This window comes from Paenibacillus sp. FSL R7-0189 (assembly GCF_037969925.1).
In the GTDB taxonomy this organism is placed as follows: Bacteria; Bacillota; Bacilli; order Paenibacillales; family Paenibacillaceae; genus Paenibacillus_AQ; species Paenibacillus_AQ odorifer.
In genome coordinates this window covers 6,316,682-6,337,540 of the sequence record NZ_CP150223.1, presented here as the reverse complement: position 1 = coordinate 6,337,540, position 20,859 = coordinate 6,316,682, and the positions used below count along the sequence as shown (strand labels likewise).

Sequence of the window (20,859 nt, the reverse complement as noted above, 5' to 3'; positions counted from 1 at the left end):
AAACTTTATACCTACCCAGCGTAAGGGTGTCCATACTTCTTTAAAATAATATGAAGGCATAGTCTGTTAGACCCTCCTATATAGTAAATTATTACTATATATTACGCTAATTCTACGGGATTCACAAGCTAGATTTACTAATAATTACATATTGTCCGGGTAAAATGAGGTGAAAATGCATTATGCAGGACCTAAGGCACCGCTTGTGCTACCGAGAAGTGCACCCCTCCATTTCACATATACGCTCCAAGCTTCACCATTATCCAATAAGCTTTTGCAGGTATACAGCCCTTCCTCGATAGAGTTGACCTTTCCAGCTAGATGTAATCTTGCTGCACCGTTCAGCAGAGTTTGATTATAGAAAGCCATGTGACCGCCGCCCTGTAGAACTGCCTCAGCTGTCATTAGCTGTTGATGTGGTGTCCAATGGACTTCAGGAACAATTGTATCCAAACCAAATCCTTCCGGATCAATAATATCAAGAGCCGCCACACCGTTCTCGACAGTGTAAACGCGGGTAGGTCGGTCGATGAAAAGATCCTCGGAGCCTTCCACCCCTTGGACAATTAACGCCTTTTGATAACCAAGCTTTATGAGTAATCTAGATAATCGGTCAAAGACTGTATTATGGTATATCCCGAAGATAATAAAAGGAGAGCAGGCGTAGTCAATCAGCTTCTCGGCGGTGTTGAATAAGGTTCTCATACCAATTTCCTCACGGATGCTGCGAAGGTCGCCTAGAGGAGGGCACCATTCTTCAGCATCGGCAAATAGTACATTACTCTTGTTAGCAGCTGCAATGGCTTTTGTACGTTCTAGCGCAGTTTTCTCAATCCCAGATTGATAGATGATATCTTGTAAAGTGATTCCCCATTTAGGAGGCAGAGAAGCAGTACCGTGTAGTGTGACTGGCAGTCCGGCCGCGGACAATAGAAATGCAGTGGGAAAAGTTGCGATGAATGAGGATTTTCTACCATCATAGGGTCCGGCGCAATCAAGACCTTCCGCAAAAAGGGGTTCGCGATGCGCATATTTACGTAAAACGTAGACGAAAGCTTCAAGTTCTTCTACGCTTTCTAGCTTAATCCGCTCAGCAGCCAGAAAGGCTCCAATCTGAGCAGGAGATGCTGTTCGTCCGAGTATAGATTCTGCGGCATATGTAGACTCTTCATAATTTAAATCTCGGGCGCCTCTTTTGCCTCGGGCGACTTCTTTTAAAATGTTGATCATAGGTATATTCCCCCCTTAGGTTTGATCTTGCAGTAATTGATAGACTCTAACGATTGAAGTAGCTACATCAACCATACGTTTACGTTCATTCATTGCTTGTTTACGGAGAAGATCATAAGCTTCAGATTCGGAAATATTCTTGACCTTGGACAGGATACCTTTAGCCATATCAATCCATTTCCGTTCTTCGATTCGAGCATGCAGCTGTTCTCGCTCTTTACGCCATTGTTGTCTTTCGAAACATTGCTTGGCACTGAAATGAAGGATCCAATGGATCTCCTGTGAGAGCATGGAAGGCGATAATACACCATCCACCATGATATTATCTTCACATGCAGCAAGTGAAAGTGTGGCTGTTTCGTCAGTACACCACCAAAGGATTGGTGCAATCTTATGACTCATTAGTAAAGTACCCCAGCTATTGATCTCTGTGATGGGTAAATGGAGTATGGAAGCATCAGCGTCTTTGATCCGTGCCACAGCTTCTTCTTGTGTAACGGCTACTGTGACAATATATCCGGAGGAACGGAGAATGGCATCCGTTTTACTATTTGAGCGCTCGGCTGTGTCCTTCTCTGTCGTGCTATTCTGAATAATCAACAGGGAATGCATAGTTCGACGCCCTTTCTTAATCGTTATGTTATTTTATATAACACAGAAACGATGGGTTGTCGACGAATTTAAGATTTTTAAATTTTATATGTCATAATTGTTGACGTTCTCTGATTCCTGTTGTATAGTCGGTTTAACAAATTAATCATTCACGAATACAACGGTGTATTCGACTGAAGCGGCAATGGTGCCTGCTTTCACTTATCGCAATGGAAATGTAAGTTTCCGTGTGGAGTGGAGCGGGCTTTTTGGGTTTTCCAAACGGAGAGGAGAGATATAGATGATAGCTGCGCGCAAGAAACTGGTGTTAGTCGGCAATGGAATGGCGGGGGTTCGTACGATTGAACATTTGCTCAAATTAAATCCTGAGGGGTATGAGATTACCATCTTTGGTTCGGAACCTTATCCTAACTATAACCGGATCATGTTATCTTCCGTTCTTGCTGGTGGAGCGAATATGAGTGAGATCATCATCAATGATCTGGAGTGGTATCACAGCCAAGGTATTAAGTTGTATATGGGACATACGGTGACTTCAATAGACAGTGAGAGTCGAAAGGTATATTCCGATAAGGGGATCACTGCCGAATACGATGAGTTAATCCTAGCTACAGGATCGAATCACTTTATGTTGCCTATACCGGGTGCGGATAAAGAAGGGGTCATTGCTTTTCGTGATATTAAGGATTGCCAGATCATGCAGGAGACTGCAGGATCTTATAAAAAGGCGATTGTCATCGGTGCAGGCCTGCTAGGGCTGGAAGCGGCTAGAGGTCTGTTACATCTGGGAATGGAAGTCACTGTAGTGCATATCCACGATTATATTATGGAGCGCCAGCTGGACGAAGCTGCATCAGTAATGCTCAGAAGAGAGCTGGAAGCGCAAGGAATGAGATTTCTGCTCCATAAGCAGTCCGAGGCGATTTTAGGTAAGAAGAGAGTAAGAGGTTTACTATTCACAGATGGTAGCACAGCCGATGCGGATCTTATTGTCATGGCAGTTGGGATTAAACCAAATGTTGAATTGGCGAAGAAAAGTGGTGTGCAGATCAACCGCGGAATTATCGTAAATGATTATATGGAGACGAATATCCCCGGTATCTTTGCTCTGGGGGAATGTGCCGAGCACCGAGGAATCGCTTATGGTCTGGTAGCTCCTTTATATGAACAAGGTGCCGTATTAGCAAAAAGGCTGGCTGGAGTTAAGGTTGAAGGATACATGGGTTCTGTAACTTCTACCAAGCTGAAAGTATCTGGTGTTGATGTATTCTCAGCAGGACAATTCACCGAGCCGGACGGATCCAGGGCGCTGCGATATCAGGATGAAATAGAAGGAGTCTACAAAAAGCTAGTTATACAAGATGACATGTTAATCGGGGCAGTACTATTTGGTGATACCAGCGACGGTGCTCACTTGTTCTCGATAATTAAGAATAAAGAAAATATTAGTGGAAGAGAAAAGGAACTGTTATTAGGAATCTCAGCGGATGTGTTCTCATCGACGCAAGGGAATCGGTTGGAAGTTATGCCGGAAGATGAAATTATTTGTGGATGTAATGGTGTTTCGAAGGGGACTATTGCTGAAGCGATTGAGTCTGGAGGCTGTACCAGCGTAGGGCAAATTAAGGCGTGCACCAAAGCATCCGCTTCCTGTGGGGGCTGTAAACCACTTGTAGAAGGGTTATTGCAACTCTATGCAGGTGATGCGGTCACCGTAGTTAAAGAAGGAATATGTGGCTGTACAACGCTGAACCGTGATGAAATTGTTTCTGAGATAAAAAGAATGAAGCTAATGACAGTTAAAGAAGTGATGAATGTTCTGGAGTGGAGTCAGGAGGAAGGTTGTGCGAAATGCCGCCCGTCGCTGAACTATTATCTGGGCATGTTGTGGCCTGAGGAATATATAGACGAGAAAGAGTCTCGTTATACAAACGAGCGATATCACGCCAACATTCAGAAGGACGGGACTTACTCTGTGGTTCCGCGAATCTATGGGGGGGTAACTTCACCTGCAGAATTGAAGAAGATTGCAGAGGTTGCCGAGAAATTTGCTGTTCCTATGGTGAAGTTTACTGGAGGACAAAGACTAGATTTGCTTGGCGTTAAGAAGGAAGACTTGCCTAAGATGTGGGAGGAGCTTGATATGCCTTCCGGGCATGCTTATGGCAAAACGTTACGTACAGTGAAGACCTGTGTGGGGTCTACCTTCTGCCGATTTGGCACTCAGGATGCGATCAGTATGGGGATTACACTGGAAAAACAATTCGAACGCCTGAATACGCCGGGTAAAGTGAAACTTGCAGTTTCCGGATGCCCTCGTAATTGTGCGGAAGCGACGATTAAAGATTTTGGTGTTGTGGCGATAGATGGTGGATGGGAACTGCATATTGGTGGGAATGGAGGGGTACATGTGCGGGCCACGGATCTTCTATGTGTGGTGAAGACTGAAGAAGAGGTAGTCGAATGGGCAAGTGCGTTCTTACAATATTACCGTGAGCAGGCCGGCTGGAATGAGAGAACTGCACACTGGGTCGAACGAGTAGGGGTAGACAATATAAAGAAAGCTCTTGAAAGTCAGGAGGAGCGCTTGGCGCTCAAAGAACGAATTGAGACAGTGCTGGGGCTCACTACTGATCCTTGGAAACAAATTGTGAATGAGCCAGAACTACGTAAGAATTTCGAAGCTATTGCACAAATAGAGAGTGTTTAAAGGGGGCTAATGATGACTATAACCAAAATGCTCGTTGGTAAAGTAACTGATATTGATACAAGGGGTTCACGAACTTTTAGGGTCAATGACATGGAGATCGCGTTATTTCGACTTTCAGATGGTGAGGTTCTTGCGGTAGAGAATAAATGTCCTCATAAAGGTGGCGCATTATCCGAAGGGATGGTATGTGGTACGAAGGTTCACTGTCCTCTGCACGACTGGAAGATTGACCTGCATAGTGGAGTTGCTATGGAGCCAGATAAAGGCTGTGTTGTTACATTTGATGTAGAAATTGATCCTAATAGTGGTTCGATCTATGTAACCATTTAAAGAAAAGACCGTTGAAGGGGGATTAATCATGGATTATATCAAACCACGTGAAGTGCTGAACGCTATGATTGAAAGCGGCGAGAACAAAGCAGAGTTATCTATCCTGCAGTTATTGGTGAGAGGTAGTCTGGGTGGAGCGATTCTGGCTTGTGCTACTACACTTGCATTTACAGCTGCGGCGCAGACCGGGATTCCTATGGTAGGAGCTATTATTTTTCCGGTAGGGTTCGTAATGATTATTCTACTTGGTCTAGAGCTAGTGACAGGCAGTTTTGCGCTGATCCCTCTGGCGGTTCTGGAAAAGAAGACAACAACGAAGCGGATGTTGAACAACTATTTATGGGTTATATTCGGACATCTGCTCGGTTGTGCGGTATACGCTGTTCTTTATGGCCTTACGATTACAAAAATGGGCACAGATATGAGTCATCCAATGATTCAAACCCTCATTAATACAAGTGAGGCCAAGACCATTGCCTATAAAAATATGGGTGGAGACGGAATGCTGTTAGTTATTATTAAAGCCATGCTCTGTAACTGGATGGTTACCTTAGGGGCTGTTATGGCTATGACTTCGAGCTCTACCTCCGGTAAAATCATTGCCATGTGGCTGCCAATCCTAACTTTTTTTGGACAGGGGTTTGAGCACACCGTCGTAAATATGTTCGTGATCCCTGCAGGGATGATGCTGGGAGCGAGTGTTAGCTTTGGTGACTGGTGGTTATGGAACGGCATTCCTGTTCTCCTTGGAAATTTTATTGGAGGTGTTATGTTTACTGGAATTCTATTCTATCTCTCTCAAAAAAGTTTCAAGGGCAGTCGCTTAACTCCTGCGTCTGATGTATCGACGGGTCGCGGAGATTCTGTTGTGCTGGAACAGGTTGTGTTGGAGAAAACGATATGAAGCCGGGATGCGTAGCTATAGTTGGAGCGGGACCGGGAGATCCAGAACTTATAACGATAAAAGCGATGCGGCGAATCCAAGAAGCAGACGTTATTTTATATGATCGCTTGGTAAATGAAGAATTGCTTAACTATGCCAAAGCCGGAGTAGTAGTAATCTATTGTGGTAAATCTCCAGGCCAGCATTCAATGTCACAGGAGAAAATTAACGGGCTGCTCATTCAATATGCTAGCGAAGGCCGTAGAGTCGTCCGACTCAAGGGTGGAGACCCCTTCGTATTCGGCAGAGGCGGGGAAGAAGCACTGGCTGTCGTGCAAGCTGGTATTCCTTATGAAGTCATTCCGGGTATAACTTCCGCAATCGGTGTAGCCGCTTCCGCTGGAATTCCCCTGACACATCGTGGTATTGCAGCGTCTTTTGCCGTCGTCACGGGTAGTCGCTGCCCTGAGCATGTTGCCCCTATACAATGGAACCGGTTAGCACATAGTGTAGATACTCTTGTTATTTATATGGGAGTTAGTCAATTAAGCCATATTCGTGAACAACTCTTAATACACGGAAAAGATGCCCAAACACCGATTGCGTTGATTGAGAATGGTACATTTGCTTGCCAACGAACAGTGACAGGCACGCTTGAGAATATCGATAAGCTGGCAGTGGCCACAAAGATTAAAAATCCTGCTCTTATTATAGTAGGGGAAGTTGTGAAGGTGAGAGAGCAGCTGATACATTTACAGGGATTAGTGAGATCGGAAATTAGCTAAACACGGGAAAAGTGTTCGATCACAGTGGATAGCAGATGTCGATGTCATGAAAAGATAAAGGAGCAGCGGTTCTCCAATAATAGGAGAACCGCTGCTCCTTTTTTAGAGCGTTGTTTGGCTGTTTTTACACCGCCGAGTCATATTCAGTCTGCTTAAGCTTAAGGACCCGGATGACGTTATTAGCATGTATTTAACCATTTGAGCATGGTTTCGGACCCCAGTGACACTATTCCATATGAAGAGCTTGATATTGAGTGATTTTGGTGCCAATTGCGGCTATGGAGTCCGTTAACATTCCAAATGTGAGCTAATGCTGCGTATAAGGTCAGCTGAGTCCTATAGCGGAAACGAATCTAGTAAAAACACAATGTTAGTAGGGGATAAGCACAGTCATTTTATGATGCCTCGCATTTAATAAATGGAGAGGATGTGATGAGATGACAGAAGGCGAGTTTATAGCGAAGATTGCAAATTTTGCTGTGAAGGACATGCAGCTCACTAAGGTTCCCGCTTCGTTAACCATTGCTCAAGCGGCTCTGGAGTCAGGCTGGGGCAGCAGTGGATTGACTGTGAAAGCGAATAATTTGTTTGGGATCAAAGGAAGTGGACCTGCTGGCAGCATTACTGTACAAACTACTGAATATATTAACGGTAAAGCTGTTAAAGTTAATGCCCCTTTTCGAGCCTACAACAACTGGGGAGAATCTATCGCGGATCACTCCGACTTGATTGTGAATGGAGTCTCATGGAATCGCAACCTTTACAGCAAGGTTCTCGGTGCGAGTGGCAAGGCGGCCGCACAAGAGATTGCCGCAGCTGGCTACGCTACTGATCCGAACTATGCAGCTAAGCTGATTCAAATTATGAATACCTATAATCTGTATAAATATGATGACAAATCCATGGGAGGAGATGATGAGATGTCCGCAGAGGATAAGCAAAAGCTTGTTAGTCTAGAATCGGAAGTAAAGGAACTGCGTGCCCTTATTGCAGTTCTTACAGCTAGCAGGGATACGCTGAAAACAGGTGTGCAAGAACAGGGGCAGTCGATCACTAAGCTTACAGATCGGGTGGCATTAATTGAAAATCGAGCAGTCATGAATGTCCCTGCATGGGCTGAGGCGGCTGTGAAAACAGCGACTGCGGCAGGACTTCTCGATACTCCATCGGGTGGCAGTTACGATTTCTATCGCATATTAACGGTGCTGAACCGTGCAGGTTTACTTGTAACAGAAAGTAAAAAATGAAATAAGGAGGATTAAAAAACATGTATAACGATGCTCTCAACAGTGTGCTTGCCTTTGCTTCAGTCCTAGCAGTTTTTGTAATGGCACTAGTACAACTTGTGAAGAATAGCATTGAACTTCCGCGGAACATTGTGCCAGTTGTGGGGTTGGCTATTGGCTTGCTGGTTGGAGCAGTTGCCTATCCGTTCACTGATATGAATCTGATTCTGCGACTCTGGGCGGGGGGGCTTGCGGGACTATCAGCGACCGGGTTGTTTGAACTGGCGTTTAATAAAAGGGATGGGACGAAAAAAGATGATAAATAGATTTTGCCTATGAGTTTTATAAAACAATCGTTTTACACTGGTAATGTGGCTATGCATTCTATCGAGAACACTAATATATTATGGTATGCCAATATATAAAGGGGGTGCAACGATGGGAACTTACCTTGATGCAAGAACATCTCAAAATGCCAGCCTCGCCAACTCTATATCTATTCCTATTACGGTACTTAACACGCCGCAGCTCTTTGGACAGATTGGGTTGTTAACGGCTGGAGTGACTACCAATCCACGCGTTCTTCTTAAAGGAACGATATCTGTAACGCTTCCGTTAGCTTTAGTAGGTATCACAATTACGATTGTAAGAGGAACTTTGGCTACTGATCCAAAAGTGTATTCTGCTACTTCTACTTTTTCTCTTAGTCTTCTGGCTCCGCAAGTAATAACCTTTTCAGCAGCGGATTTCTTACCAGCCATTACACCTCAGCTCACTTATACAGCATTTGTATCTTCTAATCTTCTCGGTACAGTACGTGTAGGTCCGGAAAGCTTTGATGGTATTTTAGTTTCTGATTAGATGTTGAGCTCATAACCTCGCTGGTAGCCCAGTGGAGGTCTTTTTTTTTAACCGTACGCCCAATCTTCTAGGGGGATAAATACATATTATATATTGTATTCTAAATACGGAGGAGGTCTTCTCATGGGTGCTGAATATGGTCAGGTTGGTGGCGCTTTTACTTCTACAGGCGCAATCTTAGTATTGTTCATCTTATTAGTAATTATTACAAGTGCATGTATGTTCTAAATTTCTAAAATAGCAGGGCTCCATGTTGGCATTTTGCCGACTTGGGGCTTTTTTTGTAAATGTTGTGTCCATTAAAGCAATATAAATTAATAAATTAAAAGAATACTAATCACGTAGTGAATAACATGAGTTTACAATACTGTGATTTTGAATATTCAAATATACATGGTATCTTAGTCTGATAACATAGATTAATACTGTTAAATTTTATTTAGGAGAGAGCTAGTTTGAAGAAAAAAATGATGATCGGAATTTCTTCTGTTATTGTACTTTTAATCATTGTTGTGACTGTGGGAAGTTTTTATTTCTATCATGTTGCTATTGCACGTGCTTCAAAGGATTTCTTAAATGAAAGCCCTGACCTGCAGTCCAGTCCAGAGGTAGAACAATCTAAAGATACCTCGAAGGCAGACCAAGAGTGGTGGGATACCCAGAGCTTTGATAGATGGGAGATAGATTCTGATGACGGAATACAGCTTAAAGCGTACTATTTAGCTGCCCCTGAACATTCCGATAAGACAGTTATTGTTGCTCATGGGTATGCTGGAAATGCAACTCAAATGAGTGGATATGCCAGAATGTATTATGAGAGACTTGGATATAATATTTTGCTGCCGGATGCCAGAGGACATGGTGAAAGTGGCGGTGACTATATCGGATTTGGATGGCCTGAACGTAAGGATTACCTGAAGTGGATTCAGAGTGCCCTAAAAGCAAATGGTGAGGATACACAGATCATCCTGCACGGTGTTTCCATGGGGGGAGCTACCGTTATGATGACAAGCGGAGAGGATTTACCAGCTAATGTTAAAGCAATTGTGGAAGATTGCGGTTATACCTCAGTGAAGGACGAGCTTACCTTTCAATTAAAAAGAATGTACCATCTCCCCGCCTTTCCAATTGTAGATACGACCAGTATGCTAACAAAGATTCGGGCAGGTTATTCCTTTGGTGAAGCCTCAGCCTTAGAACAGGTGAAGAAATCTAAAACGCCAACCCTGTTTATTCATGGCGATAATGATACTTTTGTTCCTACGGAAATGGTTCATACGGTATATGAGAATAGTCCGGTCGAGAAGGAGCTTTACATCGTTCCTAATGCGGGTCACGGAGAAGCTTTCCGCATGGATCCGGTTAAGTATGAGAGCGTAGTTTCTGAGTTTATCGGAAGATTTGTGAAATAGTTGCTGCTGAAAAGGCTGCCGAAAGGGTAGTCTTTTTGTGTTTATAAAACCGTTAAACATAAATTCGGGGCCCTATCTCTAGGGCCCCTTTCATGGGAGAGGAGAAACCGGACGAAGAGCTTATGGGGAAACGTAAGCCTGCTCCGCGGTTGTCTACGACATTTGTGGTGTCGATAATTACATGATGTCCCTGGAAGTCCAATCTTATACATTAAGATGACTTATTTCTCTGAATAAGCTGTTTCGCCTTCTTATTTCATATCTAGACAAATTTTTTATTTCATCGCGCAAATGTGTTACGATAGGCGTGGACTTATGCCCTTTTGGGCATAACAAACAGAGATATAGAGCGGGTGAATAACAGTGAGAGTGGTATCGGGAAGTGCAAAAGGAAGGCCACTGAAGAGTGTTCCGGGAAGTGGGACAAGGCCTACGACCGATAAGGTGAAGGAAGCTGTATTTAGCATGGTAGGCCCATATTTCGAAGGTGGAGCGGTGCTGGATTTGTTCGCCGGTACTGGCGGTTTGGGGATCGAAGCCTTAAGCAGAGGGATGGAAAGCGGTGTATTTGTTGATATGGATCCTAAAAGTATCGACACGATCCGCGCCAATCTGAAGGCTACCAAGCTGGAAGAACAAGCGCAGGTGTACCGTAATGAAGCTGGAAGGGCGCTAGGTGCGCTGGAGAAGCGGGGAAAAGTTTTTGATTTGGTCTTTTTGGACCCTCCCTATCGCTTGAAGCACGGGGATGAGCTTATGCTTATGATGGTCGAAAAAGGAATGCTGCAAGAGGACGCGATTATTGTTCTGGAGCATGAATCAAGTTATGCCTATCCTGAAGATATTCCAGGATTTTATAGGCTGCGTCAGGCCGTATACGGAGAAACGACAATTTCTATTTACCAGTATGAAGCTAATCCTACAGAGGAAAGTGAAGCTGGTGAGGAGGTAGAGAATGAGTCAGCAAATTAGAAAAGAACGTGTTGCCATTTATCCAGGTACCTTTGATCCCGTGACTATGGGACATATGGATATTATTCGGCGCGCATCCAAGCAATTCGACCGTTTGATTGTAACGGTGCTTAATAATTTGAGTAAAAACCCGCTGTTTACTGTAGATGAACGGACAGAGCTATTAAGACAGGCAACCGCTGATATTCCCAATGTGGAAATTGACAGCTTCCGTGATCTGTTAGTGAATTATGTTCGTCAAAAAGATGCTCAGGTCATAGTTCGGGGTATCCGTACCGTTACTGACTTTGAATATGAGCTGCAAAACGCATCGATCAACCATAGCCTGGATCCCGATGCGGAAACGATTTTTATGATGACTAATCCGAAATATTCCTACTTAAGTTCCAGTGTTGTTAAAGAGATCGCCCATTTCGGCGGGAATGTGACTGATTTTGTGACGCCTGAGGTTGAACAAGCGATGAAGCGTAAATTTAACCGAGTCGATGGCGAATAGTACTTACCAGATAAGTTCCAGCAGATAATCCCAACAGTATGATGAGCAGAAGTGCTTGCAGACTTAGCAGCTGTGGAAAAGAGCTCCATATGTCCGTAACATTCATGGTGCCGGTTGGAGTCGGGCGTGAGTCTGCAAGTGCTGGTAAAGCAGCTTTACGGATAGCCAGCAATGGTTTCCAGAGCAATAAAGTTAACAGAAAAGCATAAAGTCCATGCATCAGACGAACCGTAGCGTAGGGTAGAAATCTGACTCTGGCTTGTTTGAGCATGGTCAGCACCTGTAGTTGTGCACATAGTCCGCTCCAGCCCAGTGCAGCAGACAGCAAAGCTATCCCGAGCATACTAGAGGGACCTGTTCCAATGCTTTCCAGCCCTTTGCTGATTGCGTCGGCGCCTAAATGAATTTCCAGTAGGCTTGCTGGCAGAGCAGCTGGCAATGCGGGAAGTACAGTAGTGATGATATTGATGACTACAGCGAACATAATCATGTAACCGCCCACGACCATCAGACTTTGCACGGCATTAGCTACGGACTCACCGAGAAGCTTGCCGAAGCTGCGACCGTCTTTTGCTCTGGCATCTGTTGCTGCAAGCTGAACACGACTATATAAAGAAGGACGTTTGGTGTCCGCAGAAATCTTATCAACTGGTTTCGTGTTCGCTGACCGTCCCTTTAACAGAGCATCGGTATAGCTGGCTAGAAGTCCAGAGATCCAATGGATGGCCAGCAGGAAATAACCTGCTGAATTACTGTGTAGAAAAGCTATGCCAATTACTATAAGCATGGTTACTGGGCTGGCGAAGTGTGTAAGTGCTGCAAGTCGAGCGGCTTCCTTGTCAGAGATGCTGTTCTGCTTGTGTAGCTGCATGACCCCTCCAGCTCCACCGGGGAATCCGGCTGTGATTCCGAGTGCCAAGGTCCAGCCGCTGGCACCGGGCAGACGAAAGACCTTTTTCATCAATGGCTCCAGAAGCACTCCAAAACCATGCACGAAACCCGAAGCGGTAAGCATCTCTGACAGCATCAGGAAGGGGAGCAGGGCAGGGAATACGAGTGTCCACCAAAGCTTCAATCCTTGGAGTGAAGCCTCAAAGGAGCTCTCCGGTGAGATAATAATTGCAATGGCTATCAGGATTGCCATAATCCCGGGTATAAATGGTGTGGAGCGTGTAGCTAGTCGGCGTATTTGAATATTTTTCATTTCTCAGATCACCTCTTCATAACTTAAGGCATGGACGATGTGTTATCAATTTATGCAGAGTAGACAACCATCATGCCAAACCACTAGTCGAAGCGGTAATGAAGTTCAATCATTCATATCCTAAATGTGCCGCGGGAAAGAAGGGAAGAGCAGTGAAGCAACTGAAGCATCGGCCGGGTTTCCGCGCCACAGCTTATCTGTTTACGTTTGTAGTTATCGTGTATGTATTTGTCTTTATGAACACCCCGTACATCGTATATCAGCCAGGCAGTGCATCTGAAGTTGCCCCTATGATTAAGGTGGAGAATGCCGATCCGGCTGAAGAAGGAACGTTTATGATGACTACGGTGTCTGCTAGTTATGCTAATGTGGCCTTATTGGTCGCCTCTGCTTTTAATTCCAATTCAGAGGTTGTGCGAAAAGAAACCCGGCTAGGGGATAAGTCAGAAGACGAATATGCTGCGGAGCAGGTTTTTTACATGAATAGCTCACAGTCTTATTCTGTTCAGGCCGCTTATCATGCAGCGGGAATTCCATATGAGGATGTAGTGGATTATCTCTACGTCTTTTCGGTTCCTGTAGAAAGTAATAAGGGACAATTTCTGCCGGGTGATAAAATCATTAGCGTAGAAGGACAAAAAGTGCCCGATCCTGAAGCACTGTCTAAACTGCTCTCCACTAAAAAAATCGGAGATCAAGTCGCTGTTGTTTTGCAAAGAAATGGCAAGGAAGTTAAAGAACAAGTGACGCTGGTTGAAATAAAGGATAAAGAGGGCGCGGCCGTTCGACCTGGTTTTGGAGTCACTATTGCCGCCGTTCAAAAAGTAAAACCAAAAGAAGCAGGGAAAGCTGTCAGTTTTGTAGATACAAATGTTGGCGGACCTTCGGCAGGGCTAATGTTCACTATGGAAATTTACAATCGCCTTACTTCTGGTGATTTAACTAAAGGCCATAGGGTTGCAGGGACGGGTACGATTAACGCTGAGGGTGTGGTAGGTGCTATCGGTGGAGTGAAACACAAGATCGTGGCTGCGGACCGAGAAGGGGCGGAGATTTTTTTCGTGCCTGTTAAGAATTATGACGAAGCCAAAGCAAAAGCTGATAAAATCGGCACATCTATGAAGCTGGTGCCTGTATCTACGCTGGATGAGGCGCTGAAGTATATGGAGGAACTGCCGGTCAAACCATGACCGGAGGTTCCAAATAATCGCGGTACATATCAATTCTGCGGGGTTCCTTAAAAGCTCCCGCGAAAGCGGAAGCGGCTTGAAGATCTCGCTCAAGCTGCGGATGGGAACAAAGGGACGGGCGCATGACGATGGGCAACGTAGCTTTTTGTTTCATCTCTTTAAGCAGTGCTCGTCCGCTTTCTCTAAAACCAAGAATGCGAATATATCCGGGCCCCTCTGCTAGTATGGAAGGGGTCATTTCTTTTTTAGAATGATTTAACAGAACATGTAGCAGCAGCCGTTGGAGCCGTGTATGCGTGTAGCGCTTACTCTTAAGGGTGTGAAGCAGGCCTGAAACAGAGAATTGCTCCAACTCAGGTAAAAGCCGCAGTATCCGGTTTTCCAAGCCTTCATTCATATCGTGGATTGCTTGTAACTCGGCAGCGGTATGGGTAGACAGCAGATGGCGGAGAGGGATATTGAAGCTCTCTAAGCTCAGAGGACCCCTTCCGGCTGCATGCTCTCTTTCCAAAATGGACACGCTATAATCCGGCATATAAGCAGCAGGAGAGCCACCTTCTTGCAGCAGCTTGCGGATGGCCGTCGCACTTGCAATAGAAGAGTCGGCTTGTAATGGATCATGGAAGCCTGCTGCCGTGCGCGGAACGGTTAGTGGCATTATCTTGCTGTGCAGCCGCTGCAAGGCGATAAGATAATGCAGGCCAAGGCTGTTATTCGGCTGGCGTAGCAGCTCGCCTGCATCTCCGGGACTCTCCGTTTCCGGGAGAGTCCCTTCAAAGGCCACCGCCGCCGCTGCGCTGTAGGCGGCGGGAAAGCTTGCTCCGAGCGCCATGCGGCGGCGGATCTCGCTCTGAAGCTCGCTACTTTCCTCAGCCAGATATCTGGCCAGCGGGAGCAGCGAGCCCAAAGTGCCGGCTTCGGAGCCGAAGCACAAGCTGTCCACGACCCCGGTCGCTTCCAGCAGTGCAACTGCTCCGAACGCGAACCACTCGGCTGGCTGGACGGCATAGGCCACCGGCAGCTCAATGACGAGGTCGGCGCCCATATGCAGCGCCATCTCTGTCCGGGCCTGCTTGCTAACCGCCGCCGGCTCGCCGCGCTGGGTAAAGGGACCACTCATGACGACGATGGTGCGCTCTGCGCCGGAGAGTCTTTTGGCTTCTGTGAAGTGATGCACGTGTCCGTTATGTAAAGGATTGTATTCTGCGATGATTCCAACCGTTGTCACTGTGGCTTCCCTCCGATAAGTAAGGTATATTTATTGAGTTTAGTAGGGTAGATTTCTAGAGATACTGTTAGCACAAGCTGATCTTTTGATTTACACTAATAGTTATATCATAATTCACCGCATTTTCTGAAACAATATAAAGGGAAAATGGTTGACAAAGGTATAGAATACTAGGTATAATAAATTTTGTTTGTTTGGGAGTGATAAGTATGCAGATTCACTTTCGCAAATTAGCGAATGCCGACGAACCGTTACATATTCACGATGTTGTGGATGTCAGCGAGGTAGTCAAAGGGCGCAAGGATATTCTAACTGTTGCTCCGCTCTCAGTAGACCTTAAAGCGCTGCCCGCGGGAACCGATTGTGTGAACGTGGTGGGGAAACTGAGTGGAGATGTGGACATGTTATGTTCACGTTGTCTCACGGAGGTCAAAAGTGATTTGAACATTCCTTTTGCTGAGACTTTCAAGTGGCTTAAGCAGCCAGTTCTTCCAGATGATGACGAAGATGAGGATCTCATTTACGTCAAGGATGAGGTTGTGGATCTTATCCCGTATGTGGAAGAAAATTTCGTACTGCACTTACCGGATTCGGTATTGTGCAAGGCAGACTGTCTTGGTCTTTGTCAGAAATGCGGACAGAACTTGAACGAAGGCACCTGCAGTTGCGACAACACAGTGATCGATCCTCGACTCGCTGGGTTGAAAGACTTTTTCAAATGAAACATTACAACAAAACACATCCTGCTCTGAGGAGCAGGCTGACAGAAATATCACGAGGAGGTGGAACACATGGCAGTACCACAACGTAGAACGTCTAAAACACGCCGTGACAAACGTCGCACCCACTTTAAGTTGGTTGTGCCGGGCATGGTGAAATGTGAACAATGCGGAGAGTTGAAACTAGCTCACCACGTATGCAAAGTTTGCGGAACTTACAAAGCAAGAGAAATCATCAAACAATAGTTTCAAAAATAAGTAGTACTTCACTTCGGTGAGGTACTATTTTTTTGTCCAAATCTAATAAAGATAGGGTTTGCACCTATACTTTATGTTCCGCTCAGAAGTCAATGCTTTATTTTTGGTGCGGCATGCTTTATACTACATATTAGTACCTGGTTCTAAATAATATTTATGATTGTTTGACCTAATATAACAGCGGCCATTCAAGAGGCCGGATGCTTTCTTTAAAATATAAGGAAGTATAAGTTATGCACCTATACTTTATGTCTTATATTTCTCGCTTAAACGCTTACCGTCCTTATTAGGACGCCGAAGGCGTTTACGCTTGGCATGTGCCAGGAGGTGAGCCGCTATCGAGCGGATGTCCAAGAAAGAACGTCAGCAACAGCTGCTACATATAATTGCAGGCAATCCTTTTGTGACTGATCGGGAGTTGACTCGTCAGCTGAAGGTGAGCATTCAGACGATTCGGTTAGACCGGATGGAGCTGGGAATACCAGAACTGCGTGAAAGAATGAAACAAATGGCAGAGCATTCCTATGATCAGGTGCGCTCTTTGCCTGCGGATGAAGTGATCGGAGATATTGTGGATTTACAGCTCGATAAGAGCGGGATTTCGATCTTTGAAATTCGTGAGGATCATGTCTTTTCCAGAAATGGGATCGCCCGTGGCCACTACGTGTTTGCTCAAGCCAACTCGCTTGCGGTTGCTGTGATTAACGATGAAATTGCCTTGACTGCTTCAGCCGACATACGCTTTGTTCGTATGGTTCTGCTTGGTGAGAAGTGCATTGCTAAAGCTCAAGTGCGGTCACTTGCAGGCAGAGGTGGCAAAGCAGAGGTGGACGTATTCACCTATGTCGGAGAAGAATTGGTATTTCAAGGCCACTTTATAGTGTATCGTTCCGCTAATGAAGAGTATAGTGAAGGGGGTAACCGTAGTGCTGATCGCCATTGATGCCATGGGCGGGGACAACGCTCCTGAATGTAATGTCGAGGGGGCGTTGTCCGCGGCCGCGGAATGGAAAGATACGCAGATTGTGCTCGTAGGTGACGAAGCCAGACTAGAGCCGCTGCTGAAGGACAAGCCGTCCAACCTGAGTGTGCGGCATGCAGGAGATGTTATTGGTTCTGATGAAGAGCCGGTTAAGGCGGTTCGCCGCAAAAAAGATTCATCCATGGTTGTAGCTGGACGTATGGTGCGTGAGGGCGAAGCAGATGCTATGATTTCGTCAGGTAACACAGGGGCGCTTATGACTACAGGGTTACTCGTAGTGGGCCGTATGCAGGGGATTGAACGTCCTGCGCTGGCACCTATGATTCCGACGCTGGATGATGTTGGCGTGCTTGCGCTTGACCTTGGTGCTAACATGGATGCGAAACCTGAACATCTGGTGCAATATGCGCTGATGGGCAGCATTTATCGGAATAAAGTGCACGGTATTGCTAAGCCGCGGGTTGGACTTCTAAATGTAGGAACGGAGCCTGGGAAAGGCAACGAGCTGACCAAAGAAGCCTATCCACTGCTGGAGAACTTGCCAGGCATTCATTTTATCGGTAATGTTGAGGCACGCGACGTACTGACAGGAAACTGCGATGTGCTTGTCTGCGATGGATTTGCTGGTAATATCCTATTGAAGTCGCTTGAGGGTACAGCAGGTGCATTGTTCTCTTTGCTGAAGGAGCAATTCAGTCGTTCTCTGAAAACTAAGCTTGGAGCGGCTATGCTGATGCCGGAGCTTAGAGCCCTGAAGGGCAAGATGGATTACAAAGAGCATGGTGGTGCACCGCTGCTTGGTCTTAGCGGATTGGTAGTTAAGGGGCACGGATCTTCAGACGGAAATGCGGTTAAAAATGCGGTAAGACAAGCGCGGATTGCTCTGCAAGCCGATCTTGTGCCAAGTATATCCAAGGAAATTAGCGGGAAGTGAGTGACGAAATGAAACAGTTGCGGCCGGTTGGGATTATCGGTACGGGTAAATATGTACCTGAGAAAATTTTAACAAACAGTGATCTAGAAAAAATAGTGGAGACTAACGATGAATGGATCGTCAGTCGGACAGGGATCCGTGAAAGACATATCGCTGCACCACATGAGGCAACTTCTGATTTAGCCTATGAAGCTGCACTTAAAGCTTTGGATTCTGCAGGCATGAAAGCTGAAGATCTGGATCTTATTATTATTGCAACGGTAACCCCTGATAGTTCCTTTCCTTCCACAGCCTGCATTTTGCAGGATAAACTTGGAGCTAAAGGTGCTGCGGCATTTGACTTGTCAGCAGCCTGCTCTGGTTTTGTATACAGCCTAGCTACTGCGGTTGGCTTTATTCAGAACGGAATGTACAATAATGCACTCATAATTGGTGCGGACACTTTATCCCGCATCACTGATTATACGGATCGTAACACCTGTGTACTGTTTGGCGATGGTGCAGGAGCAGTAATCATCGGTGAGGTTCCAGAGGGACGCGGTTTCCAATCCTTCGATCTGGGTGCTGAAGGTTCTGGAGGAAACTTGCTTAAGCTGGAAGCTGGGGGCTCGCGCTTGCCTGCATCTCAGCAGACAGTTGAAGACAAGAAACATTTCATTTATATGAATGGCCGTGAAGTGTTTAAGTTTGCCGTTCGTGTTATGGGCTCAGCTACAGAACGTGTGCTTACCAAAGCAGGATTAGGTAAAGAAGATATTGATTTGTTCGTGCCGCATCAAGCGAATATTCGTATCATTCAATCCGCTATGCAGCGGCTTGACCTGCCACCGGAGAAATGTGTAATCAATGTTGATAAATATGCTAATACATCAGCAGCTTCTATTCCTCTAGCTCTAGTGGAAGCGGCGGAAGAAGGACGCATGAAGGAAGGCGACACGGTTCTGATGGTTGGATTCGGCGGTGGCTTGACTTGGGGCGCGTCCGTATTGATCTGGTAATAGAGGAAGGAGTTCTTACTTATGAGTAAAATCGCATTTGTCTTTCCCGGTCAGGGTGCACAGGCAGTTGGAATGGGTAGAGATGTATATGAAGCTCTTCCGCACAGCCGCGCGGTATTCGAAAAAGGTGATGAGGTGCTCGGATTTTCACTGAGCCAGCTGATTTTTGAAGGACCTGACAGTGATTTGAAACAGACCGTAAATACGCAACCAGCTCTGCTAACAGCAAGTGTGGCTTATCTGGAAGCATTACGTGATCAAGGGATGAAGCCGGATTATGTAGCTGGTCATAGCCTAGGAGAATACAGCGCACTGGTTGCGGCAGGCGTATTGTCCTATGAAGATGCTGTAAGACTTGTGCGTTTACGCGGTCGTTTTATGGAGGAAGCTGTTCCAGGTGGACAGGGAGCTATGGCTGCAGTGCTTGGTGCGGAGCGGGATGCTCTGGCAGAATTATGCCGGAGCGTATCCGAGGAGAACGGCGTGGTAGAACTGGCGAATGTGAACTGCCCGGGACAGATTGTTGTTTCTGGTTCACAAGCCGGGGTTAACGGTGTTGTGCAGCGTGTTAAGGAAGCAGGCGGAAAGCGGGCTATTCCGCTGGAAGTAAGTGGACCTTTTCACTCTTCGATGATGAAGGCTGCGGCAGACCGCTTGGCAGACGAGCTGAAGAGTGTTACTTTTAATGCTCCGGCTGTACCTGTTATTGTCAATGTTACCGCAGCACCTGTAACGGATCCTGAAGAAATCCGTGAACTGCTTGTCCGCCAGGTGTACTCCCCTGTGCTCTGGCAAGACAGTATTGAATGGCTGATTGCTGATGGTGTGGATACTTTTGTGGAAATTGGTTCTGGCAGTGTTCTGGCAGGTCTGATCCGCAAAATAGACAAAACGGTCAAAGTAATCAACATTAACACGCTAGAAAGTGTGCAAGCTGTCTTGTAAGATACGTTCAAACATTGTTTATCAATAGCAATATGATCGAAGGGGGAATAAATGATGTTCTCAGCATTGCGGGGTCAAACGGCCCTTGTAACTGGTGGCTCTCGCGGCATCGGCCGCAGTATTGCACTTGCTCTCGCGGAACATGGCGTGAAGGTGGCCGTGAACTATGCGGGCAGTGAAGCAGCCGCACAAGAGACCGTAGCTCGGATTGTCGAGCTTGGCTCGGAGGGTATTGCCCTTCGTGGCGATGTCGGCAATAGTGAACAGGCCGAGAACCTTGTCAAAGAGGTTCTGAATACCTGGGGACGTATTGACATTGTTGTCAATAATGCCGGCATTACCAGAGACAACCTGATTATGCGCATGAAAGAAGAAGAGTTCGATCAAGTGATCGAAACGAATCTAAAAGGGGTGTTTAACTGCCTAAAGGCAGCTACACGCCCTATGATGAAGCAACGCTACGGGCGAATTATCAATATTTCTTCCGTAGTAGGTGTAACAGGAAATCCTGGACAAGCTAATTACTCCGCAGCTAAGGCAGGTGTCATCGGTTTAACGAAGGCATCGGCTCGTGAGCTTTCCTCACGGGGGATCACGGTGAACTGTATCGCTCCTGGCTTCATTGATACAGATATGACGCGTGAGCTCTCTGAGGAAGTGCGCAGTGAGCTTGAGAAGGGCATTCCACTTGCTCGTCTGGGGCGCCCTGAAGAGATTGCTATGGCTGTAGTCTTCCTGGCCTCTGAAGGCGCTGCGTATATGACCGGCCAGACACTACACGTGGATGGCGGGATGTATATGTAACTCTCCGTCAAGGAGAAATTACACTGTTTTAATGCTGAAATGTGAGGGATAAAGAAAGCGTTTTTGACGCTCTATGGTAT

Annotated in this window: 23 protein-coding genes; 19 read left to right on the top strand and 4 right to left on the bottom strand. The window is 46.1% G+C overall.

What is annotated here, in order from left to right; all coding sequences use genetic code 11:
* Window positions 1–180: 180 nt before the first annotated feature.
* Window positions 181–1,236, bottom strand: a complete 1,056-nt coding sequence (locus tag MKY63_RS27850; RefSeq protein WP_038570583.1) for an anthranilate phosphoribosyltransferase — start codon at window positions 1,234–1,236, stop codon at window positions 181–183.
* A 9-nt stretch (window positions 1,237–1,245) separates the two neighbouring features.
* A complete protein-coding gene (locus tag MKY63_RS27845) occupies window positions 1,246–1,842 on the bottom strand; it encodes an ANTAR domain-containing protein (RefSeq protein ID WP_036686455.1) in 597 nt (198 codons plus the stop codon).
* Window positions 1,843–2,125: 283 nt separating this feature from the next.
* On the opposite strand from MKY63_RS27845, the gene nirB reads away from it, so the two are divergent.
* From nirB to coaD, 11 genes are all read left to right on the top strand, one after another.
* A complete protein-coding gene (nirB, locus tag MKY63_RS27840) occupies window positions 2,126–4,552 on the top strand; it encodes a nitrite reductase large subunit NirB (protein ID WP_339813629.1) in 2,427 nt (808 codons plus the stop codon).
* Window positions 4,553–4,561: 9 nt separating this feature from the next.
* Window positions 4,562–4,882, top strand: a complete 321-nt coding sequence (gene nirD, locus MKY63_RS27835) for a nitrite reductase small subunit NirD (protein ID WP_036686460.1) — start codon at window positions 4,562–4,564, stop codon at window positions 4,880–4,882.
* Window positions 4,883–4,910: 28 nt separating this feature from the next.
* Window positions 4,911–5,786 (top strand): formate/nitrite transporter family protein, encoded by an 876-nt coding sequence (locus MKY63_RS27830; RefSeq protein WP_339810645.1) that lies wholly within the window; start codon window positions 4,911–4,913, stop codon window positions 5,784–5,786.
* Window positions 5,783–6,550 carry a uroporphyrinogen-III C-methyltransferase gene (cobA, locus tag MKY63_RS27825; RefSeq protein ID WP_038570588.1) on the top strand — a complete coding sequence of 256 codons (768 nt, stop codon included), beginning with the start codon at window positions 5,783–5,785 and terminating at the stop codon, window positions 6,548–6,550. Before MKY63_RS27830 ends, cobA begins: the two co-directional genes overlap by 4 nt.
* A gap of 437 nt (window positions 6,551–6,987) precedes the next feature.
* Complete coding sequence (locus MKY63_RS27820; RefSeq protein ID WP_076143992.1) at window positions 6,988–7,797, top strand: glycoside hydrolase family 73 protein; 810 nt, start codon at window positions 6,988–6,990, stop codon at window positions 7,795–7,797.
* Between the two features lie 20 nt (window positions 7,798–7,817).
* Window positions 7,818–8,102, top strand: coding sequence for a holin (locus MKY63_RS27815; protein WP_076101776.1), 285 nt, complete (start codon window positions 7,818–7,820; stop codon window positions 8,100–8,102).
* 112 nt (window positions 8,103–8,214) lie between these two features.
* Window positions 8,215–8,637, top strand: a complete 423-nt coding sequence (locus tag MKY63_RS27810; protein ID WP_036686469.1) for a hypothetical protein — start codon at window positions 8,215–8,217, stop codon at window positions 8,635–8,637.
* Window positions 8,638–8,760: 123 nt separating this feature from the next.
* Window positions 8,761–8,865 carry a sporulation protein YjcZ gene (locus MKY63_RS27805; protein WP_080742482.1) on the top strand — a complete coding sequence of 35 codons (105 nt, stop codon included), beginning with the start codon at window positions 8,761–8,763 and terminating at the stop codon, window positions 8,863–8,865.
* Window positions 8,866–9,092: 227 nt separating this feature from the next.
* On the top strand, window positions 9,093–10,049 hold the full coding sequence (locus MKY63_RS27800; protein WP_036686471.1) for an alpha/beta hydrolase: 957 nt from the start codon (window positions 9,093–9,095) through the stop codon (window positions 10,047–10,049).
* Window positions 10,050–10,412: 363 nt separating this feature from the next.
* Window positions 10,413–11,021: a 16S rRNA (guanine(966)-N(2))-methyltransferase RsmD gene (gene rsmD / locus MKY63_RS27795; RefSeq protein WP_036686473.1), complete on the top strand. Its 609-nt coding sequence runs from the start codon at window positions 10,413–10,415 to the stop codon at window positions 11,019–11,021.
* Entirely contained in the window at window positions 11,005–11,517 is a 513-nt protein-coding gene (gene coaD, locus MKY63_RS27790) for a pantetheine-phosphate adenylyltransferase (RefSeq protein ID WP_036686476.1), read from the top strand. The genes rsmD and coaD overlap by 17 nt, the downstream gene beginning before the upstream one ends.
* Here the strand turns inward: coaD and MKY63_RS27785 are convergent.
* The gene (locus MKY63_RS27785) at window positions 11,495–12,721 is read right to left on the bottom strand and encodes a nucleoside recognition domain-containing protein (RefSeq protein WP_051491461.1); all 1,227 of its coding nucleotides are present in this window, start codon (window positions 12,719–12,721) and stop codon (window positions 11,495–11,497) included. The two genes, coaD and MKY63_RS27785, sit on opposite strands and share 23 nt — an antisense overlap.
* A 152-nt stretch (window positions 12,722–12,873) precedes the next feature.
* Here MKY63_RS27785 and MKY63_RS27780 point away from each other — a divergent pair, with 152 nt between their 5' ends.
* Complete coding sequence (locus tag MKY63_RS27780) at window positions 12,874–13,911, top strand: SepM family pheromone-processing serine protease (RefSeq protein WP_036686478.1); 1,038 nt, start codon at window positions 12,874–12,876, stop codon at window positions 13,909–13,911.
* Here MKY63_RS27780 and MKY63_RS27775 read toward each other — a convergent pair.
* Entirely contained in the window at window positions 13,901–15,139 is a 1,239-nt protein-coding gene (locus MKY63_RS27775; RefSeq protein WP_036686480.1) for a nucleotidyltransferase, read from the bottom strand. The genes MKY63_RS27780 and MKY63_RS27775 overlap by 11 nt on opposite strands.
* 209 nt (window positions 15,140–15,348) lie before the next feature.
* Here MKY63_RS27775 and MKY63_RS27770 point away from each other — a divergent pair, with 209 nt between their 5' ends.
* The 7 genes from MKY63_RS27770 to fabG all read left to right on the top strand — a co-directional run bounded on the left by MKY63_RS27770 (window position 15,349) and on the right by fabG (window position 20,779).
* Entirely contained in the window at window positions 15,349–15,861 is a 513-nt protein-coding gene (locus MKY63_RS27770) for a DUF177 domain-containing protein (protein ID WP_036686482.1), read from the top strand.
* 69 nt (window positions 15,862–15,930) lie between these two features.
* On the top strand, window positions 15,931–16,104 hold the full coding sequence (rpmF, locus tag MKY63_RS27765) for a 50S ribosomal protein L32 (protein WP_019911234.1): 174 nt from the start codon (window positions 15,931–15,933) through the stop codon (window positions 16,102–16,104).
* Between the two features lie 358 nt (window positions 16,105–16,462).
* A complete protein-coding gene (fapR, locus tag MKY63_RS27760; RefSeq protein WP_036686484.1) occupies window positions 16,463–17,059 on the top strand; it encodes a transcription factor FapR in 597 nt (198 codons plus the stop codon).
* Entirely contained in the window at window positions 17,043–18,032 is a 990-nt protein-coding gene (plsX, locus tag MKY63_RS27755; RefSeq protein WP_038570599.1) for a phosphate acyltransferase PlsX, read from the top strand. The genes fapR and plsX overlap by 17 nt, the downstream gene beginning before the upstream one ends.
* 8 nt (window positions 18,033–18,040) lie before the next feature.
* Window positions 18,041–19,030 carry a beta-ketoacyl-ACP synthase III gene (locus MKY63_RS27750; RefSeq protein ID WP_139329841.1) on the top strand — a complete coding sequence of 330 codons (990 nt, stop codon included), beginning with the start codon at window positions 18,041–18,043 and terminating at the stop codon, window positions 19,028–19,030.
* Between the two features lie 21 nt (window positions 19,031–19,051).
* Window positions 19,052–19,975 (top strand): ACP S-malonyltransferase, encoded by a 924-nt coding sequence (fabD, locus tag MKY63_RS27745; RefSeq protein WP_076213212.1) that lies wholly within the window; start codon window positions 19,052–19,054, stop codon window positions 19,973–19,975.
* 54 nt (window positions 19,976–20,029) lie between these two features.
* The gene (gene fabG, locus MKY63_RS27740) at window positions 20,030–20,779 is read left to right on the top strand and encodes a 3-oxoacyl-[acyl-carrier-protein] reductase (protein ID WP_036686492.1); all 750 of its coding nucleotides are present in this window, start codon (window positions 20,030–20,032) and stop codon (window positions 20,777–20,779) included.
* Window positions 20,780–20,859 lie beyond the last annotated feature (80 nt).

Excerpts from the sequence above, each read along its gene's own strand:
- MKY63_RS27845 (WP_036686455.1), bottom strand. The coding sequence starts at position 1,842 with ATGCATTCCCTGTTGATTATTCAGAATAGCACGACAGAGAAGGACACA.
- nirD (WP_036686460.1), top strand. The coding sequence starts at position 4,562 with ATGATGACTATAACCAAAATGCTCGTTGGTAAAGTAACTGATATTGAT.
- MKY63_RS27830 (WP_339810645.1), top strand. The coding sequence starts at position 4,911 with ATGGATTATATCAAACCACGTGAAGTGCTGAACGCTATGATTGAAAGC.
- cobA (WP_038570588.1), top strand. The coding sequence starts at position 5,783 with ATGAAGCCGGGATGCGTAGCTATAGTTGGAGCGGGACCGGGAGATCCA.
- MKY63_RS27820 (WP_076143992.1), top strand. The coding sequence starts at position 6,988 with ATGACAGAAGGCGAGTTTATAGCGAAGATTGCAAATTTTGCTGTGAAG.
- MKY63_RS27815 (WP_076101776.1), top strand. The coding sequence starts at position 7,818 with ATGTATAACGATGCTCTCAACAGTGTGCTTGCCTTTGCTTCAGTCCTA.
- MKY63_RS27810 (WP_036686469.1), top strand. The coding sequence starts at position 8,215 with ATGGGAACTTACCTTGATGCAAGAACATCTCAAAATGCCAGCCTCGCC.
- MKY63_RS27805 (WP_080742482.1), top strand. The coding sequence starts at position 8,761 with ATGGGTGCTGAATATGGTCAGGTTGGTGGCGCTTTTACTTCTACAGGC.
- coaD (WP_036686476.1), top strand. The coding sequence starts at position 11,005 with ATGAGTCAGCAAATTAGAAAAGAACGTGTTGCCATTTATCCAGGTACC.
- MKY63_RS27785 (WP_051491461.1), bottom strand. The coding sequence starts at position 12,721 with ATGAAAAATATTCAAATACGCCGACTAGCTACACGCTCCACACCATTT.
- MKY63_RS27770 (WP_036686482.1), top strand. The coding sequence starts at position 15,349 with ATGCAGATTCACTTTCGCAAATTAGCGAATGCCGACGAACCGTTACAT.
- rpmF (WP_019911234.1), top strand. The coding sequence starts at position 15,931 with ATGGCAGTACCACAACGTAGAACGTCTAAAACACGCCGTGACAAACGT.
- fapR (WP_036686484.1), top strand. The coding sequence starts at position 16,463 with ATGTCCAAGAAAGAACGTCAGCAACAGCTGCTACATATAATTGCAGGC.
- MKY63_RS27750 (WP_139329841.1), top strand. The coding sequence starts at position 18,041 with ATGAAACAGTTGCGGCCGGTTGGGATTATCGGTACGGGTAAATATGTA.
- fabD (WP_076213212.1), top strand. The coding sequence starts at position 19,052 with ATGAGTAAAATCGCATTTGTCTTTCCCGGTCAGGGTGCACAGGCAGTT.
- fabG (WP_036686492.1), top strand. The coding sequence starts at position 20,030 with ATGTTCTCAGCATTGCGGGGTCAAACGGCCCTTGTAACTGGTGGCTCT.